At 63.9% G+C, this 16,146-nt stretch carries 15 protein-coding genes and 1 other RNA gene; 8 read left to right on the top strand and 8 right to left on the bottom strand.

What is annotated here, in order from left to right:
• Positions 1-260: 260 nt before the first annotated feature.
• An RNA gene (gene ffs / locus ACQKPE_RS23115) (signal recognition particle sRNA small type) lies at positions 261-357 on the top strand.
• Positions 358-527: 170 nt separating this feature from the next.
• On the opposite strand, the gene ACQKPE_RS23110 is transcribed toward ffs, so the two are convergent.
• Positions 528-809 (bottom strand): hypothetical protein, encoded by a 282-nt coding sequence (locus ACQKPE_RS23110; RefSeq protein WP_427669014.1) that lies wholly within the window; start codon positions 807-809, stop codon positions 528-530.
• 596 nt (positions 810-1,405) lie between these two features.
• Between ACQKPE_RS23110 and ACQKPE_RS23105 the strand changes: the two genes are divergently transcribed.
• The 4 genes from ACQKPE_RS23105 (at position 1,406) to ACQKPE_RS23090 (ending at position 5,570) form a co-directional block, all read left to right on the top strand.
• Positions 1,406-1,807, top strand: coding sequence for a hypothetical protein (locus tag ACQKPE_RS23105; RefSeq protein ID WP_427669013.1), 402 nt, complete (start codon positions 1,406-1,408; stop codon positions 1,805-1,807).
• Between the two features lie 6 nt (positions 1,808-1,813).
• Entirely contained in the window at positions 1,814-3,730 is a 1,917-nt protein-coding gene (locus ACQKPE_RS23100) for a hypothetical protein (protein WP_427669012.1), read from the top strand.
• A gap of 420 nt (positions 3,731-4,150) precedes the next feature.
• A complete protein-coding gene (locus tag ACQKPE_RS23095; protein WP_427669011.1) occupies positions 4,151-4,837 on the top strand; it encodes an EamA family transporter in 687 nt (228 codons plus the stop codon).
• A 34-nt stretch (positions 4,838-4,871) separates the two neighbouring features.
• Positions 4,872-5,570, top strand: coding sequence for a hypothetical protein (locus ACQKPE_RS23090; protein WP_427669010.1), 699 nt, complete (start codon positions 4,872-4,874; stop codon positions 5,568-5,570).
• Here ACQKPE_RS23090 and ACQKPE_RS23085 read toward each other — a convergent pair.
• A complete protein-coding gene (locus ACQKPE_RS23085; RefSeq protein WP_427669009.1) occupies positions 5,545-6,348 on the bottom strand; it encodes a substrate-binding periplasmic protein in 804 nt (267 codons plus the stop codon). The genes ACQKPE_RS23090 and ACQKPE_RS23085 overlap by 26 nt on opposite strands.
• Positions 6,349-6,476: 128 nt before the next feature.
• On the opposite strand from ACQKPE_RS23085, the gene dnaX reads away from it, so the two are divergent.
• The 3 genes from dnaX (at position 6,477) to recR (ending at position 9,619) form a co-directional block, all read left to right on the top strand.
• Entirely contained in the window at positions 6,477-8,525 is a 2,049-nt protein-coding gene (gene dnaX / locus ACQKPE_RS23080; RefSeq protein ID WP_427669008.1) for a DNA polymerase III subunit gamma/tau, read from the top strand.
• A 65-nt stretch (positions 8,526-8,590) separates the two neighbouring features.
• On the top strand, positions 8,591-8,926 hold the full coding sequence (locus tag ACQKPE_RS23075; protein WP_012315418.1) for a YbaB/EbfC family nucleoid-associated protein: 336 nt from the start codon (positions 8,591-8,593) through the stop codon (positions 8,924-8,926).
• 90 nt (positions 8,927-9,016) lie between these two features.
• Positions 9,017-9,619, top strand: a complete 603-nt coding sequence (recR, locus tag ACQKPE_RS23070) for a recombination mediator RecR (protein WP_427669007.1) — start codon at positions 9,017-9,019, stop codon at positions 9,617-9,619.
• Positions 9,620-9,653: 34 nt separating this feature from the next.
• Here the strand turns inward: recR and ACQKPE_RS23065 are convergent, their stop codons facing one another.
• From ACQKPE_RS23065 to ACQKPE_RS23040, 6 genes are all read right to left on the bottom strand, one after another.
• Positions 9,654-10,202, bottom strand: a complete 549-nt coding sequence (locus ACQKPE_RS23065) for an adenine phosphoribosyltransferase (RefSeq protein ID WP_427669006.1) — start codon at positions 10,200-10,202, stop codon at positions 9,654-9,656.
• A gap of 55 nt (positions 10,203-10,257) precedes the next feature.
• Entirely contained in the window at positions 10,258-10,992 is a 735-nt protein-coding gene (fnrA, locus tag ACQKPE_RS23060; RefSeq protein ID WP_427669005.1) for a Crp/Fnr family transcriptional regulator FnrA, read from the bottom strand.
• Positions 10,993-11,145: 153 nt separating this feature from the next.
• Complete coding sequence (gene hemN / locus ACQKPE_RS23055) at positions 11,146-12,528, bottom strand: oxygen-independent coproporphyrinogen III oxidase (protein ID WP_427669004.1); 1,383 nt, start codon at positions 12,526-12,528, stop codon at positions 11,146-11,148.
• 151 nt (positions 12,529-12,679) lie between these two features.
• The gene (locus tag ACQKPE_RS23050) at positions 12,680-13,363 is read right to left on the bottom strand and encodes a sulfite exporter TauE/SafE family protein (protein ID WP_427669003.1); all 684 of its coding nucleotides are present in this window, start codon (positions 13,361-13,363) and stop codon (positions 12,680-12,682) included.
• Positions 13,356-13,571, bottom strand: a complete 216-nt coding sequence (ccoS, locus tag ACQKPE_RS23045) for a cbb3-type cytochrome oxidase assembly protein CcoS (protein ID WP_427669002.1) — start codon at positions 13,569-13,571, stop codon at positions 13,356-13,358. Before ccoS ends, ACQKPE_RS23050 begins: the two co-directional genes overlap by 8 nt.
• A 13-nt stretch (positions 13,572-13,584) precedes the next feature.
• Positions 13,585-16,029 carry a heavy metal translocating P-type ATPase gene (locus tag ACQKPE_RS23040; protein ID WP_427669001.1) on the bottom strand — a complete coding sequence of 815 codons (2,445 nt, stop codon included), beginning with the start codon at positions 16,027-16,029 and terminating at the stop codon, positions 13,585-13,587.
• Positions 16,030-16,146: the final 117 nt, after the last annotated feature.

Here is a 16,146-nt window from a genome sequence, read left to right as displayed (position 1 = left end):
TGGTTGCCTTCTTTCAAGCGCGCGGGATCGGGCACTTAGCAACGCACCACATCGCGGCACACGCCCCCCCCCACTGTTTGTTGCGCGTTCTTGAGAGCAGAGGTGAACCTGTGGGAGCGGGCTTGTCCCGCGATGAGGCCTCTGCCAAACCCTCAAGTCCTTGAGAAATGATGGTTTTTTTCCAACCAAAGGTTGTAACTTCGCCCCGTCGCTGTACAATGGCGCGGCTCGTCACCTGACGAGCTGCGTTATGGTGGCCCCATCGGTCCCCCCGCATTGATTACCCGTTGACCTGGTCAGGCCCGGAAGGGAGCAGCCAAGGCGGGGACATCGAGTGCCGGGGTGTGGCTGGTGGGGCCGCCTCCATTCTATAAATCCTTGATTTTACAAGGATTCTTCGCAAGAAAATCCAGAAGTGGACCAGCGTTTAGGCACACCTTAGTGGTACGCCGTGCTGGGCATTCTAGCTTCGTAAACAAGCCTCTCCAATCCCCCTTTCTGGTTACGCCAATCTCGGCTCTGTTCCGTCATCCGCTCATGTGGCGTTTTTCCCCTTCGGTTGCAGTGATTTGTAATTGCCAGTACGGCAGCACTGCCACTACGATGTGGCATCTGAGCGAGGAGCGAGAGATGGAATTCGTAGAGCGACTGAACGCGTTAGCCTGATGAATGCCAGCCGTATTACGAAAGCTCAGGTGTGGGTTATGTTCGTACTCCAGCACTTCATCATGCTGGGTCAGAGCTTCGCTCAGCAGTTCAAGTGTCCAAGCATAGTTCTGGATGGCGGTGAGGCGTTCGAGATCAGTCATGGGTCACCTGCCTTCGTGCAGAGGTAAACCTGGACTGGGTTCGGATCAGAAAGAAGAATGTGCTGAGCCCCCCAACGAATAAAGGGCGGCGAACGAATACGCGGTTCCTGCTCAGAATGCGGATAAGCATGCATGAGACTCCAAGTTTTGAGTTTGGAGCTACCACGATCCTTCCTACGGGATTGGGTGGCAGCTGTGTATGGGGTAGGAATACCGGGAAACTTGGAACCCGGCCAGGCCGAAGCCTGCCCACACACAGCCGCCATGACACATCGCAGCGGGCGCAAAAAAAGCGCCAGCCGAAGTGTTTGGGGCGCCTAGTGCATGCGCCAAGTTTACCAGCAGGTTCCTACACCTGGCCGCAGATTTTGCTGCGGCCCGGGAAATCTATCCGCTGGCTGGATCGTTTCGCAATAGATGCGGTAGGCGGAAATGTCCCAAAAACATGTAGGAAGAAATTGGGGGCGACCCGCCTCCCGGATACGGAATTTGACCACCTTTATCCCCGCCGCCGGTGATTGACCTGCGCATTTATCGGCGCAGCGGCTTATCATGCAGCCTATCCGCCCACCCCTTCAGGCCAGGAGACCGCCACCGTGGAACCGGTTGACGAGCAAACCCGACAACGTATCCGCGAATGGCAGCTGCGCCGCTTGGAAATCAAGGACCAGATGGCCTCCCAGCCCGAGCGCGTATTGGAACTTTCCAAAGTGCTCGACGAGATGGAAGAGGAGCACGAACGCATCCTCGAGGAAGCCACCCCGGCTCCTGCTGAATCCGAAGCCCCGGCCGACGGCCTGGATTTCCGCCTGAGCCTCTCGGCCCGCAACGCCCAGGACCTGCGCAAGCTCCTGGAAATGGCCCTGCACGAACTCGATGGCGCATTGGCCGCCGACGCCCAGGCGCAAGGGCAGGGCAAGCGGGTCTACCCAGGCGGTATGTCCGGCAGCCTGGGTGCCTACGCCTATGAACTCGAATCCAACGATCCGCAGCCTTGATGTGCCATGCAGCCTGAACACTACGACTTTGCCAGCCCTGTTTACCTCCCGGTAACCGCTGAAACCTGCCAGGCACTGCTCGACGACGTTGCCCTGCTCGGTACCCTGGACAACGCGCAACTGGCTGCCGTGCTGGTGATCCAGAACCTCGCCCAGGCCCGCGAGCAGGTGCTCGACCCCAGTGCGGCCGAGAAGGTGCTGGCCAAGCTGCTGGCCTGGGCGGCGACCGGCAGTCTAAGCGACGAGGCGCGGCGCCTGTTCGATGCCCGCAAGCTGTACTTCGGCCTCGAGGTCATCAAGGGCTCGCGCCTGCAACTGCTCAGCGCCGAGGCGCTGGCCAAGGCCGACTACCTGCTGCCCGACGGCACCTGGGACATGCAATACCGGGTGCGCCGCCACCACGCCGACAACCCGTTCACCCAGCAGACGCAAACCCGCTTCGACAAGGAGCGCTGGCTGACCCGCGAGCAGGACAAACTGCTGCGCGTGCTGCGCGCCAACCCTGACGAAGACCTGCACGTGCAGGGCTATGCGGGCATCGGCAAGAGCTACTTGCTGGGCGCGTTGATGGACAGCTTGCCCAAGGGCCGCGTGCTGCCCCTGGCGCGTACCCCGGCCAAGCTCGAAACCCTGCGCAAGCGCATGGGCGGTGATGCGGGCAAGGTGGGCAAGACTTTCGGCGCCTTGGCCCAGGAACTGCTCGCCGGGCCAGGTCGCCAGCCACATAGGCCCTCACCGCGTTTGCCGGGCAAGCGTGCAGTGGCCGAGGAACTGGGCATTCTGGGGTTCCGCCAGTATGGCGCTGAGAAGACCCTGGATATCTGCCTGGAGCTGCTGGCCAGCTACTGCGAGTCGCGCGACTACAGCCTGTCGGACCGCCACCTGCCGCATTTCGAGCAGCCCCTGGCGCGCCTCGATGCCCAGGTGCTGCTCGAATACGCCAGCCGCCTGTGGACCTGGTTGCAGGCCAACCCCGGCTGGCAGCGGCACACCGGTTTCCCGGCGTTGCTGCTGCTCAAGCGCGCAGCCCTGGCCGGTTGCAGCGTGCCGGCGCATATCAGCCATGTGATCGTCGACGAAAGCCAGGACATGCCGGGGCCGCTGTTGCAGATCATCGAGCGTGGCCGCCAGGTGCTGGTGACCCTCGGCGACGAGTACCAGCGCGCCAAAGGCCCGGTACCGCGTCGCCAGCGTACCGTGCGCCAGCGTGACATCGCCTTGTCGGTGCGTTGCGGGCCGCAGGTGGAGCGGCTGATCAACCCGCTGATCGGCGTGCACTCGCAAAACTCCAAGCTGGCCTTCGAAGGCGTTGGTAGCGTGGATGTCGGCATCGAGTTCTACCCCCAGGACTTCCTGCCGCCGCCCGGCTGTGTGGTGCTCGCCGCGTCGCCCTGGGATGCGATGAAGTGGGCCTTGCAATTGGCTGGCAGCGGCTGTGGCTTCGGCTTTGCCGACATGCAGCGCTTCATGGCCACCGTGGTGCAGTTGTACCGCGCCGACTTTTATGGGGTGGGCGAGGCCGGGCAGGAGGCGCACCCGTACTTCGCCCATACCGTCGACTGGCGGCAAGTCCAGGAGGCCAACCGCTTCGACGAGGCGTTCCAGTGGGTCGAGGCGAAGTTGCAGGATGGCTTCAAGGTCGCCGACCTCAACGGCATCACTGCGCGTCTCTCCAGCCAGCCAGGTAGCTTGCTGGTGATGCGCGCCGAGGAGGCGGGCGGCATGGAGTTCGACCAAGTGCTGCTCACCCCTGAGCTGATGAGCCTGGGCAAGTTCAAGGACGCCTACGCGTTCGACAGCCGTGTCTGTGCGGTGTACATCGCCCTGTCACGGGCGCGGCAGCGGTTGTACCTGCCGTACGAGGTGGAGGAGTGGGTGGCCTTCCACAAGGGCCAGAAGTTCCGCGAGTCTCACGGCTATTGATCGGACGTTGGCGCCCGATGATGTGACGGCGCTGGCCAGTGTTTGTGGGTTTGCCTGACAGGGTAAACATGCATGTTTGCATCGGCGGGCTATTTACGGAGCTGTCTCACATTTTGCCCGGAGCCATCTGGCATCTCTCTTGGGGCCGCGCGATTACTGTGCTGTCTTTCAGTCGGCCTGGAGAGGCGCAAATGAACATGTGTCGGCGAGACTTGTTTGCCGGTGTGCTGGTGACAGTCCTCTGGGGTTGTAACTTTTCCGTGATCGAACTGGGCCTCAAGACCCTGGATCCTTATCTTTTGACACTCCTGCGTTTCGCATTCTGCGCCGTGCCTCTGGTGTTCTTCATCAGGCGCCCGGTCGGTGTCTCCCTTCCCGTGTTGGCAGGGTATGGCGCGATGTTGAGCAGGTCTGTGGTGGATGGTCAATTTCGCCATGTATAACGGCCTGTCACCGGGCATGTCGTCGGTGTTCCTGCAGTTCAGCGCTTTTTTCACTATCGGCTGGAGCGCTCTGTTTCTGGGCGAACGAATCAATACCGTGCATGCGGGAGGGATGGCGATTGCCGTTTCAGGGTTGTTGCTGATGCTACTTGGCAGTGAGCCTTCCACCTCGTTTGGCATCTTCCTCGTACTGCTTGCAGCGATGGCCTGGTCGTTATGCAACCTGCTGGTCAAGGTCAAGCGACCTGAGCAGATGATGGCATTCATCATCTGGTCGAGCCTGTTCTCGGTGCCGGTGATTCTGTTGCTGACGGTGGTGACGCAAGGCGCGGCGCCTTTTGTCAGTCTTGCGCAAGGTCTGGCCTGGGAGGCGCTGTTCTCCATCGCGTTCCAAAGCTATGTCACCACGTTGTTGGGGTATTTGGTCTGGAACAACCTCATGAAAAAGTACCCAGCAACCCATGTCGCACCACTTTCGTTGTTGGTGCCTGTTTCTGGGCTACTGGCCTCCTACCTGTTCTACGAAGAGGTACTGAGCGTTGCCCAAGGGCTGGCCATCGGCCTGGTATTGATCGGTATCGCGGTTTTCCTGAATGCACAGTCGCTGTCGGCGATCGTGGCCTCTAGGCGAGCCTCACGTTCGCAGGCCTCTCAAGGCAATTGAGCTAGGACTTTTCCAATATGCAAAGGAGATTGCAATGTTTGACGTGAACAAGCACAGATACGAGTACTTCTACGACATGGCCACTGTGATCGAAGGCGTTCTTCCCGAAGCGCTTTGCGACGAACTGGCCAGCCGTGCCCAGGTGATTATCGATGAGCAAGGCGTGGATCTGGTGCGCCACTCTGGCCTTGGTACGGATGCGGTGTCGGATTTGGGAGGTGACTATCACCATCATATTTTCAAAGGCGATGATGTCCGGCGCTGCCTGCCCGAGCTCTACGCGGTCTACCACGCATTAGTTCCCCTGGTCAGCCTTGTGACCCATGCCGACACGGTAGTTTCGCCTTATCCGCTTTCTGATGTGAACATCAAGGCCTATCCACCTGGCGGTGGTACCTTGGGTCTGCACTACGACACCAACGGAATTACCGTCCTGCTCTTCCTGACCACCAATCGTGAGGCTGCGTTGCGCATGCAGATCGAGCGTACTCACCCCAGCAAGAACGCGCCGTGGACTGAACACAGGAAAATATACGCACGTAAAGGCGCACTCTTGGTCATGCAAGGGCGCAAGGTTCTGCATGACAGTGAGCCGACGGTGAGCGAGCAGAAGCTTTCCGTTGTCTACAACTACTATGAGCGGCACGACACCTACCGACACGAGGATTTCGACAACTTCGTCTATTACGGCGCGAAGCCGAAATGGCTCAGCGAGACTGCCGCTCAGGAATAATCTCCGGGGAATCCTGCGCCATCGGGAGTGAAGCTTTCCGGTTTTGTGCATCGGTATACCGCTCAACGATCCGTTGCATCTCTCCTGACTGCTTGATTCGCAGCAGGGCTCTGAGCACGCCCTGGGTCGGCAGTTGGGGATCGTTGCGCACCATGCAACCCAGCGCTTGCTCCTCCAGTACGGTCAAGGCTTGCAGGCGCTGCGCCGGGGGCAGGGATCGGTTGTACCACTGCAATGACAGCTGGTTGCTCACCGCATAGCGAAAGCGCCCGGCCTGGAGCTTCTGCAGGGCCAGCAACTGGTTGCGGCTGTCCTCGCGTTGCAGTTGGCCTTGGCTGAACAGTGACTCCAGGGTGGGGTAGGTGTAGCCGAGCACGGTCCCGATGGCCTGGGGCGGCAGTGCTTCCGGGCGGACGGGGTGACTGTCGCCGGGACGGCCGACCAGCAGGTCGCGCTGCTCGATGATGGGTAAGCTCCAGAGGTAATCGCCAGGTCTGTTGCCCAGCCATTGCATCGAGACATAGCAACGCACGTCGATTTCGCCTGCCTGCATCGCTTGCTCCAGGCGCAGGCGGGCCATTACGTGGTACTGAGGGCGAACGTCGGCTTCCCGGGCGATGGCCTGCATCAACTCGAAGAGGATGCCCTCCACCGGTTGCTGGTTCTCGGTGCGCATCAACGGCATGCTCCAGCTCTCGGCCACGGAAAAGCGCAGCACGGGCTGCTGCGCCAGGCTGTGGCTGGTCCATAACAACAAGATGGCGAGCAGTCGTCGCACAACGGTCCTCCTTGAAAGCGTCCAGCGCACCCGATGTTCAGCTTAGACAAGCGGCGCAGGGTGCAATTTCCCCCCCGCTCCGCTAGCATTAGCGATCTTCCGCTCGATCAGGCTGCGATGGTTTTTTGATGAGTTATCAGGTTCTTGCACGAAAATGGCGCCCGCGCTCGTTCCGCGAGATGGTCGGCCAGGCCCATGTGCTGAAGGCTTTGATCAACGCCCTGGACAACCAGCGCTTGCATCATGCGTACCTGTTTACCGGCACCCGTGGGGTCGGCAAGACTACCATCGCGCGAATCATAGCCAAATGCCTTAACTGTGAAACAGGTATCACCTCGACACCTTGCGGCACCTGCTCGGTGTGCCGGGAGATCGACGAGGGGCGTTTCGTCGACCTGATCGAGATCGACGCCGCCAGCCGCACCAAGGTCGAGGATACCCGCGAACTGCTCGACAACGTGCAGTACGCCCCCAGCCGCGGGCGCTTCAAGGTCTACCTGATCGACGAAGTGCACATGCTCTCCACCCACTCGTTCAACGCCTTGCTCAAGACGCTGGAAGAGCCGCCGCCCTACGTCAAGTTCATCCTCGCCACTACCGACCCGCAGAAACTGCCGGCCACCATTCTGTCGCGCTGCTTGCAGTTCTCGCTGAAGAACATGAGCCCGGAGCGGGTGGTCGAGCACCTGAGCCACGTGCTCGGCGCCGAGAACGTGCCGTTCGAGGAAGACGCACTGTGGCTGCTGGGCCGCGCCGCCGATGGTTCGATGCGCGATGCCATGAGCCTGACCGACCAGGCCATCGCTTTCGGCGAGGGCAAGGTGCTGGCTGCCGATGTGCGGGCGATGCTTGGCACCCTCGATCACGGCCAGGTCTATGGCGTGTTACAGGCGTTGCTCGAAGGTGACGCGCGGGCGCTGCTGGAGGCGGTGCGCGACCTGGCCGAGCAGGGGCCGGACTGGAACGGCGTGCTGTCCGAGATGCTCAACGTGCTGCACCGCGTGGCTATCGCCCAGGCCCTGCCGGAAGCCGTGGACAACGGCCATGGCGACCGCGAGCGGGTGCTGGCCCTGGCCTCGGCGCTGCCTGCCGAGGATGTGCAGTTCTACTACCAGATGGGCTTGATTGGCCGACGCGACCTGCCGCTGGCACCGGACCCGCGCGGTGGTTTCGAGATGGTCCTGTTGCGCATGCTGGCGTTCCGCCCGGCCGACAGCGACGATGCACCGAAACCGGTACTAAAGCCGGTGGGGATCAGCCAGGCCACAGCTGATCCTGCCAGGCCGGTGGCAGCGGCGGCGCCTGTGGCGCCAGCCGTTGCAGCCAAGCCCGTCGAGCCTGTGCCCGAGGTTGTCATTGAAGCACCTGTGCCCGCCTCGCCGCCGGAACCCGTGCCTGAACCCGAGCCTGTCGTCGTTGCCCCCGAGCCCGAGCCTGAGCCTCAGCCGGTGGTGGAAGAGGTCACCGACCTGCCTTGGGAAGAACCTACCGCGCCAGTCGTAGCACCACCTGTGGTACAAGCGGCCGCGCCTGCCCCGGCGCCACAAGCCCGCGACGACATGCCGGACTACGACGAGCCGCCGTTCGACCCCTCTGCCTACGGTTCTGTCGGCATGGAGCGCGACGACGATGGGCCGCCGGACGAAGACTACTACGCCCCGGAAGCCGACCCCGCAGGCTTCAGCTACCTGGACGAGTTGGCCGAGCACGTGCACGAGGCCGAGCCTGCGCCAGCCCCCGAACCCTTGCCTGCCGCCAAGCCCGCGACCGGCCTGGCACTGCAATGGCTGGAATTATTCCCACAGTTGCCTGTCTCCGGTATGACAGGCAACATCGCCGCAAACTGTACGTTGATTTCCGCCGACGGCGACGACTGGCTGCTGCACCTGGACCCAGGGCAGGGCGCGTTGTTCAACGCCACCCAGCAGCGCCGCCTGAACGATGCGCTCAACCAGCACCTGGGGCGTACCCTGCGGTTGACCATCGAATTGATTCGCCCCGAGCAGGAAACCCCGGCCCAGGGCGCCGCGCGCAAGCGTGCCGAGCTTCAGCGCGAGGCCGAGGTGTCGATCGAGCAGGACCCGTTGATCCAACAGATGGTCCGCCAGTTCGGCGCAACCGTGCGACACGATAGTATTGAACCGGTAGAGACCGCCCTGGCCGCGCCGGGGCAGTGAACGGATAACCATGCGCCCGGCCCTGCGCCGGCCGCATCATATGAGCCAAATCGAGGTATATCCCCATGATGAAAGGTGGCATGGCCGGCCTGATGAAGCAGGCCCAGCAGATGCAGGAAAAAATGGCCAAGATGCAGGAAGAGCTGGCCAATGCGGAAGTCACCGGCCAGTCCGGTGGTGGCCTGGTCAGCGTGGTGATGACCGGTCGTCATGACGTCAAGCGCGTCAGCATCGACCAAAGCCTGATGTCGACCGAAGAGGACGACAAGGAAGTGCTCGAAGACCTGATCGCCGCCGCCCTGAACGACGCGGTGCGCAAAGTCGAGCAGAGCAGCCAGGAGAAAATGGGCGGCATGACCGCTGGCATGCAGCTGCCACCGGGCTTCAAGATGCCGTTCTAATCGGCCACTCGCTGCAATTTGGGGAGCAACGGCCCATGGGGCGTTGCTCCCTTGTTCGTTTTGTTCCCTGAATTGGCAGGCCTGCACACAATGAGCTTCAGCCCCCTGATCCGCCAACTGATCGACGCCCTGCGCACCTTGCCGGGCGTTGGCCAGAAAACCGCCCAGCGCATGGCCCTGCAACTGCTCGAGCGCGACCGCAGTGGCGGCCTGCGCCTGGCCCAGGCCCTGAGCCAGGCCATGGAAGGGGTTGGCCACTGCCGCCAATGCCGCACCCTGACCGAGCAGGCGCTGTGCCCGCAATGCGCCGACCCGCGCCGCGACGACACCCAGCTGTGTGTGGTGGAAGGGCCGATGGATGTGTATGCGGTGGAGCAGACCGGCTACCGTGGCCGCTACTTCGTGCTCAAGGGGCACCTGTCGCCACTGGACGGGCTGGGCCCGGAGGCGATCGGCATTCCCCAACTGATGGCGCGAATCGAGGAGCAGGGCAGCTTCACTGAGGTGATTCTGGCCACCAATCCGACCGTGGAAGGCGAGGCGACAGCGCACTACATCGCGCAGTTGCTGGTGGAGAAGGGTCTGACGGCGTCACGTATTGCCCATGGCGTGCCGTTGGGGGGCGAGCTGGAGCTGGTGGATGGCGGAACCCTGGCCCACGCTTTCGCCGGGCGTCGGCCAATCTCTTTGTGACATCTGGGGCTGCGCAGCAGCCCCAGCATTCAACTCAATACTCGCTCAGGGAAAACTCGGTCAGGCAGAAGGTCGGCACCCCGGCCGCTTGCAGGCGGCACGAGCCCTCCAGCTCCGGCAGGTCGATGATCGCCGCCGCCTCGAACACCTTGGCGCCGGTGCGTCGCACCAGGTTGGCCGCTGCCAGCAGGGTGCCGCCGGTGGCGATCAGGTCATCGAAGATCAGCACCGAGTCGCCATCGCACAGGCTGTCGGCGTGCACCTCCAGGAATGCTTCGCCATATTCGGTCTGGTAGCCCTCCGACAGCACGTCGGCCGGCAGCTTGCCCTGCTTGCGGAACAGGATCAGCGGCTTGTTCAACTGGTGGGCGATGATCGAGCCGATCAGGAAGCCGCGTGCATCCATGGCGCCAATGTGGCTGAAATCGGCCTCGACATAACGCTCGATGAACTGGTCGGCGACATAGCGCAAGCCGCGCGGCGACTGGAACAGCGGGGTGATGTCACGGAAGATCACGCCAGGCTTGGGGAAGTCCACTACTGGGCGGATCAGGGCTTTGAGGTCGAAGGTGTCGCTGTGCATGAGGCGGGTATCCTGAAAAACCAAGCCCTCAGTATACCCGCTCGTTGCGCTCGCTTCAGGCTTCCATCGCGCCGCCAGCCAAGGCGCATAGCTGGATCGGGTCGAGAATGTGCACTTCCTTGCCTTCGGCCTTGAGCAGGCCGTTCTGCTGGAAGCGGGTGAACACCCGCGACACGGTTTCCACCGCCAGGCCCAGGTAATTGCCGATTTCGTTGCGCGACATGCTCAGGCGGAACTGGTTGGCCGAGTAGCCACGGGCGCGGAAGCGTGCAGAGAGGTTGACCAGGAAAGTGGCAATGCGCTCGTCGGCGGTTTTCTTCGACAACAGCAGCATCATCTGCTGGTCGTCGCGGATTTCACGGCTCATCACCCGCATCAGCTGGCGGCGCAGCTGTGGCAGCTGTACCGACAGCTCGTCCAGGCGCTCGAAGGGAATTTCGCACACCGAGGTGGTTTCCTGGGCCTGGGCCGACACCGGGTAGGTCTCGGTGTCCATGCCCGACAGCCCGACCAGCTCGCTGGGAAAGTGAAAGCCGGTGATCTGTTCTTCGCCGCCATCGCTCAGGCTGAAGGTTTTCAGCGCGCCGGAGCGTACTGCATAGACCGAGCCGAAATTGTCACCCTGGCGGAACAGGAACTCGCCCTTCTTCAGGGGGCGGCCGCGCTTGACGATTTCATCCAGTGCATCCATGTCTTCCAGGTTCAGCGACAGGGGCAGGCACAGGGGCGCCAAACTGCAATCCTTGCAGTGAGCCTGATTATGAGGGCGCAGTTTGACTGGCTCGGACATTTTTTCAATCCTTGTGGGAAACACACATAAGACGTAAGGGTAACCCACAACATAGGGGGTAGGCCAGTTCGCGCGTCGCGAGATGGCCGTTACAACTGTCCATAGTGTGCCCGGCAAGGCGCTCAATCCATGTGCTGCGGTGACCCGCCCGAATCAGATCACCCGGGAGAAACGCTGGCGGTTGTGCAGGTCGAGGTAGGCGTCGAACACCATGCACACCGAACGTACCAGCAGGCGTCCGGCCGGCAGTACTTCGATGCGTCGCTCGTCCAGGCGCAACAGCCCGTCACGTTGCATGGCCTGAAGTTGCGGCCATTGCGCCTTGAAATAGGCACGAAAATCGAGGTTGAAGTCCTGTTCGATGGTCTCGATGTCCAGTTCGAAATGGCAGATCAGTTGCTGGATCACCGCCCGGCGCACATGGTCGTCGGCGTTGCACAGCAAGCCGCGCTGGGTTGCCAGTTGGGCGCTGGCCAGCAGTTCCTGGTAGCGGTTCAGGTCGCTGCTGTTCTGGCAGTAAAGGTCACCCACCTGGCTGATCGCCGAAACCCCCAGGCCAATCAGGTCGCAGTGCCCGTGGGTGGTGTAGCCCTGGAAGTTGCGTTGCAGGGTGCCTTCTTCCTGGGCGATGGCCAGCTCATCGTCGGGCAGGGCGAAGTGGTCCATGCCGATGTAGCGGTAGCCGGCGGCGGTCAGTTGCTCGATGGTGTTGCGCAGCATCTCCAGCTTGGTGGCGGGGGCTGGCAGCTCGTTGGCGTCGATGCGCCGCTGGGGCATGAAGCGTTCGGGCAGGTGGGCATAGTTGAACATCGACAGACGGTCGGGTTGCAGGCGGATGACCTCCTCGACGGTGCGGGCGAAACCTTCCGGGGTCTGGCGTGGCAGGCCGTAGATCAGGTCCAGGTTGACCGAGCGAAATTGCAGGGTACGCGCGGCCTCCACCAGGGCGCGGGTCTGCTCCAGGCTTTGCAGGCGGTTGACCGCGCGCTGCACGACGGGGTCGAGGTCCTGCACGCCGAGGCTGACGCGGTTGAAGCCCAGTTCGCGCAGCAGGCCCATGGTCGACCAGTCGGCCTCGCGGGGGTCCAGTTCGATGCCGTAGTCGCCAGAATCATCGTCGAGCAGGGTGAAGTGCTGGCGCAGGCAAGCCATGAGTGCACGCAGTTCGACGTGGCTGAGGAAGGTGGGGGTGCCGCCGCCGAAATGCAGCTGCTCGACGCGCTGCTTGGGGTCGAGGTGGCAGGCGATCAGCTGGATCTCTTGCTCCAGGCGTTGCAGGTAGGGCTGGGCACGGCCGCGGTCCTTGGTGATGACTTTGTTGCAGGCGCAGTAGTAGCAGATGTTGGCGCAGAACGGCACGTGCAGGTACAGCGACAGCGGCCGGGTGGCGCGGCGGCTTTCGCGCAGGGCGTGCAGCAGGTCGAACGAGCCCACGTCGCTGTGCAGCTGCACGGCGGTCGGGTAGGAGGTGTAGCGCGGGCCGGCCAGATCGTAGCGACGGATCAGGTCGGTGTCCCAACGTAGGTCGTCGAGCATGGTGGTCCCCGGAAAAGGCGTCAGTGTCCGGAGTCTAGGGGCGGGCGGGCTGCGGCGTGTTGACCTGCATCAGGCTTCAAGCTTCAAGCCCCAAGCGGCAAGACGAAGCGAAACGGCTTCAACTTGAAGCTTGCAGCTTAAAGCTTGCAGCTCAGTGCCCCATGAGCCAATGCTGGTGCGGGCCGGGTAGCGTCCACAGGCCGAACAGCATCACCAGCACACCGCCCGCCACGCGCACGCTGCGCTTGCGCAGCACTGCGTTGACCCGCTCTGCCGCGAGCCCAGTGGCCAGCAGCACCGGCCAGGTGCCCACGCCGAACGCCAGCATCAGCGCCGCACTGTGGGCGGCATTGCCCTGGCTCGCGGCCCACAGCAGGGTGCTATAGACCAACCCGCACGGCAGCCAGCCCCACAAGGCGCCCAGCAACAAGGCGCGGGGCAGGCTGGAGACTGGCAACAGCCGCGCAGCGACCGGCTGGATATGTCGCCATAGCCCACGCCCCAAGGCCTCGATGCGGGTCAGGCCGCTCCACCAGCCCGCCAGGTACAAGCCCATGGCGATCAGCAGCAGCGCCGCGAGCACCCGCAAGGCCTGCGCCGCCGGACTGCTGGCCACGGCCCAGCCGGCCAGGCCCAGCAACAGGCCGGCGCTGGCGTAGCTGAGGATACGCCCCAGGTTGTAGGCCAGCAGCAGGCGCAGGCGCCGGGCGCGTTGCTCGGGGGGAATGGCCAGGGTCAGCGCGCCCATCAGGCCGCCGCACATGCCCAGGCAGTGGCCGCCGCCGAGCAGGCCGAGCACCAGTGCCGAGCCGAGCAGGGGAAGTAGGTCAGGCACGGTTGGATGGGTCCTTGGGGTCTTCGGCGGTGGGCTCGTCGTGTTTCACGGCGGCCTGGTGGCGTGGGTCCTGGTCGTCGAACAGGATGCTGTGGGCCGGGCCTTCAAGGTCATCGTACTGGCCGCTGTCCACGGCCCAGAAGAAGATGTACACCGCCACGCCGACCAGCAGCAGGGCGGCGGGAATCATCACGTAGAGGGCAGGCATGGCGGTGTCCTGTTCAGGCCGTGGCAGGTTGCAGGCGGCTGGCCGGGGGCGTGGCGCCTGGTAGCCGGGTCAGGCGCAGGGCATTGAGCACCACGATCAGCGAGCTGACCGACATGCCGACCGCCGCCCAGACCGGGGTGATCCAGCCCAGGGCGGCGAACGGCAGCATGAGGCCATTGTACAGCGTTGCCCACAGCAGGTTCTCGACGATGTTGCGCCGCGTGCGCCGAGCCAGCTCGAACGCTTGCACCAGGGCTTGCAGGCGGTTGGACAACAGCACGGCGTCGGCGCTGGTTTTCGCAAGGTCAGTGGCCGAACCCATGGCGATGCTGATGTCGGCCGCCGCCAGCACCGGCACATCGTTTACCCCATCGCCCAGCATCAGCACCTTGTGGCCTTCGGCCTGCAAGGCCTTGAGCCGGGCCAGCTTGTCGTCCGGGCGCAGGCCGCCCACGGCGTGGTCCATGCCCAGCTGTGCGGCCACTTCGCCGACCATCGGCGAGCTGTCGCCCGACAGCAGCAAGGTCTGCCAGCCGCGCGCCTTGCAGGCTGCCACCAGGTCGGCAGCATCGTCGCGCAGGCGGTCGTCCAGGCCGAACCACGCCAGCGGGCCATTGCGATCGCCCAGCAACAGCCACTGGCCGCGCGGTTCCGGTACGCGGGGTATCTCGGCGCCGCTGAGGGCGCAGACGAACGTGGCCTGGCCGATGCGCAACTGCTGCCCATCGAGCTGGCCCTCCAGGCCCAGGCCTGGCACGGTCTGTACATTATCGGCGGGGCTGGCGCTGCGGCCGAAGGCGCGGGCAATGGGGTGTTCGGAGCGGTTCTCCAGGGCGGCAGCGAGGGCCAGGCAGCGGTCGGCGCTGAGGGTGCCCAGCGGGCGAATGTTGCGCAGCGCCAGGCGGCCTTCGGTAAGTGTGCCGGTCTTGTCGAAGATCACCGTGTCGATCTGCTCCAGGCCTTCGAGCACATGGCCGCGGGTGACCAGCAGGCCAAGCTTGTGCAAGGTGCCGGTGGCGGCGGTGAGTGCAGTGGGGGTGGCCAGCGACAGGGCGCAGGGGCAGGTGGCGACCAGCATGGCCAGGACGATCCAGAACGCCCGCTCGGCATCCAGGTGCCACCACCACAGGCCAATGGCCGCCGCTGCCAGCAAGGTGAACAGCAGGAACCACTGCGAGGCGCGGTCGGCGATTTCCGCCAGCCGGGGTTTTTCCGACTGCGCTCGCTCCAGCAGGCGCACGATGGCGCTCAGGCGCGAGTCCTGGCCCAGCGCCTCGACCTCCACCACCAGGTTGCTCTCGACGTTGAGGGTGCCGCCGGTGACACGTTCGCCAGCGCGACGCGCCTGAGGCAGGTACTCGCCGGTGAGCAGCGATTCGTCGACATTGGAGCGGCCTTCGACGATGCGCCCGTCGGCCGGGATCACCGCGCCCGGCAGCACTTGCACCTGGTCACCGCATTGCAGTTCGCCGAGCAGGATGCGTTCGCTGGCGCCGTTCGCATCCAGGCGCAGGCACGAGGCCGGCAGCAGGTTGACCAGCTGCGCGGTGGCCGTGGCGGTGCGTTCGCGAGCGCGGCGTTCGAGGTAGCGGCCGGTGAGCAGGAACAGGGCGAACATGCCGACGGTGTCGAAGTACAGCTCGCCGCTGCCGGTAATGGCGGTCCAGATGCCCGCGCCGTAGGCCAGGCTGATGGCCAGTGACACCGAGAGGTCCATGGTCAGGTGGCGAGTGCGCAGGTCGCGGGCGGCACCCTTGAAGAACGGCGCGCAGCTGTAGAACACGATCGGCGTGGTGAGAAACAGCGCGACCCAGCGCAGGATGGTGTGCAGCTCGGCGGACAGGTCGATGTTGAATTCCGGCCAGGTGGCCATGGTCGCCATCATCGCCTGGAACCACAACAGGCCCGCCACGCCCAGGCGGCGCAGGGCGCTGCGGTTTTCCCGGGCCAGTTGCTCGGCGGCCTGGTCGGGCTGGTAGGGGTGGGCGGCGTAGCCGACCTGGCGCAGCTCGGCCAGCAGGCGCGACAGCGGCAGTTGCCGGTCGTCCCAGCTCAGCAGCAGGCGGTGGTTGGACAGGTTCAGGCGCGCCTCGGCAACGCCCGGCAGGTTGCGCAGGTGTTTTTCGATCAGCCAGCCGCAGGCGGCGCAGGTGATGCCTTCGACCAGCAGGGTGGCCTCGGCCAGCTCGCCCTGGTGGCGCACGAAGCCCTGTTGCACGTCGCTGCGGTCGAACAGGGCCAGTTCATCTTGCAGTTGGCGCGGCAGCACCTCGGGGTTGGCGCTGCTTTGGCTGCGGTGCTGGTAATAGTGGGCAAGGCCGCCGGCGACGATCGATTCGGCCACGGCCTGGCAGCCGGGGCAGCAGAACTGCCGGGGTTCGCCCAGGACCACGGCGCTGAAGCGGCTGCCGCTTGGGACGGGCAGGGCGCAGTGGTAGCAGGGGGTGGGTTGGGTCATGGGTGGAGCGCCTTGCGTTGAGCCGCCCTAGAAAACCTGTAGGAGCGGGCTTGCCCCGCGATTGCGCTAGTGCAGTCAATGGTGTCGCCTGAGCGTTCGCAATCGCGGGGCAAGCCC

The organism is Pseudomonas sp. NPDC089554 (assembly GCF_050280645.1).
In the GTDB taxonomy this organism is placed as follows: domain Bacteria; phylum Pseudomonadota; class Gammaproteobacteria; order Pseudomonadales; family Pseudomonadaceae; genus Aquipseudomonas.
The sequence above is the reverse complement of the archived record's forward strand: the minus strand, read 5'-3'. Positions and strand labels throughout refer to the sequence as shown.

Excerpts from the sequence above, each read along its gene's own strand:
- ACQKPE_RS23110 (WP_427669014.1), bottom strand. The coding sequence starts at position 809 with ATGACTGATCTCGAACGCCTCACCGCCATCCAGAACTATGCTTGGACA.
- ACQKPE_RS23100 (WP_427669012.1), top strand. The coding sequence starts at position 1,814 with ATGCAGCCTGAACACTACGACTTTGCCAGCCCTGTTTACCTCCCGGTA.
- ACQKPE_RS23095 (WP_427669011.1), top strand. The coding sequence starts at position 4,151 with ATGGTCAATTTCGCCATGTATAACGGCCTGTCACCGGGCATGTCGTCG.
- ACQKPE_RS23090 (WP_427669010.1), top strand. The coding sequence starts at position 4,872 with ATGTTTGACGTGAACAAGCACAGATACGAGTACTTCTACGACATGGCC.
- dnaX (WP_427669008.1), top strand. The coding sequence starts at position 6,477 with ATGAGTTATCAGGTTCTTGCACGAAAATGGCGCCCGCGCTCGTTCCGC.
- ACQKPE_RS23075 (WP_012315418.1), top strand. The coding sequence starts at position 8,591 with ATGATGAAAGGTGGCATGGCCGGCCTGATGAAGCAGGCCCAGCAGATG.
- recR (WP_427669007.1), top strand. The coding sequence starts at position 9,017 with ATGAGCTTCAGCCCCCTGATCCGCCAACTGATCGACGCCCTGCGCACC.
- ACQKPE_RS23065 (WP_427669006.1), bottom strand. The coding sequence starts at position 10,202 with ATGCACAGCGACACCTTCGACCTCAAAGCCCTGATCCGCCCAGTAGTG.
- fnrA (WP_427669005.1), bottom strand. The coding sequence starts at position 10,992 with ATGTCCGAGCCAGTCAAACTGCGCCCTCATAATCAGGCTCACTGCAAG.
- hemN (WP_427669004.1), bottom strand. The coding sequence starts at position 12,528 with ATGCTCGACGACCTACGTTGGGACACCGACCTGATCCGTCGCTACGAT.
- ccoS (WP_427669002.1), bottom strand. The coding sequence starts at position 13,571 with ATGCCTGCCCTCTACGTGATGATTCCCGCCGCCCTGCTGCTGGTCGGC.
- ACQKPE_RS23040 (WP_427669001.1), bottom strand. The coding sequence starts at position 16,029 with ATGACCCAACCCACCCCCTGCTACCACTGCGCCCTGCCCGTCCCAAGC.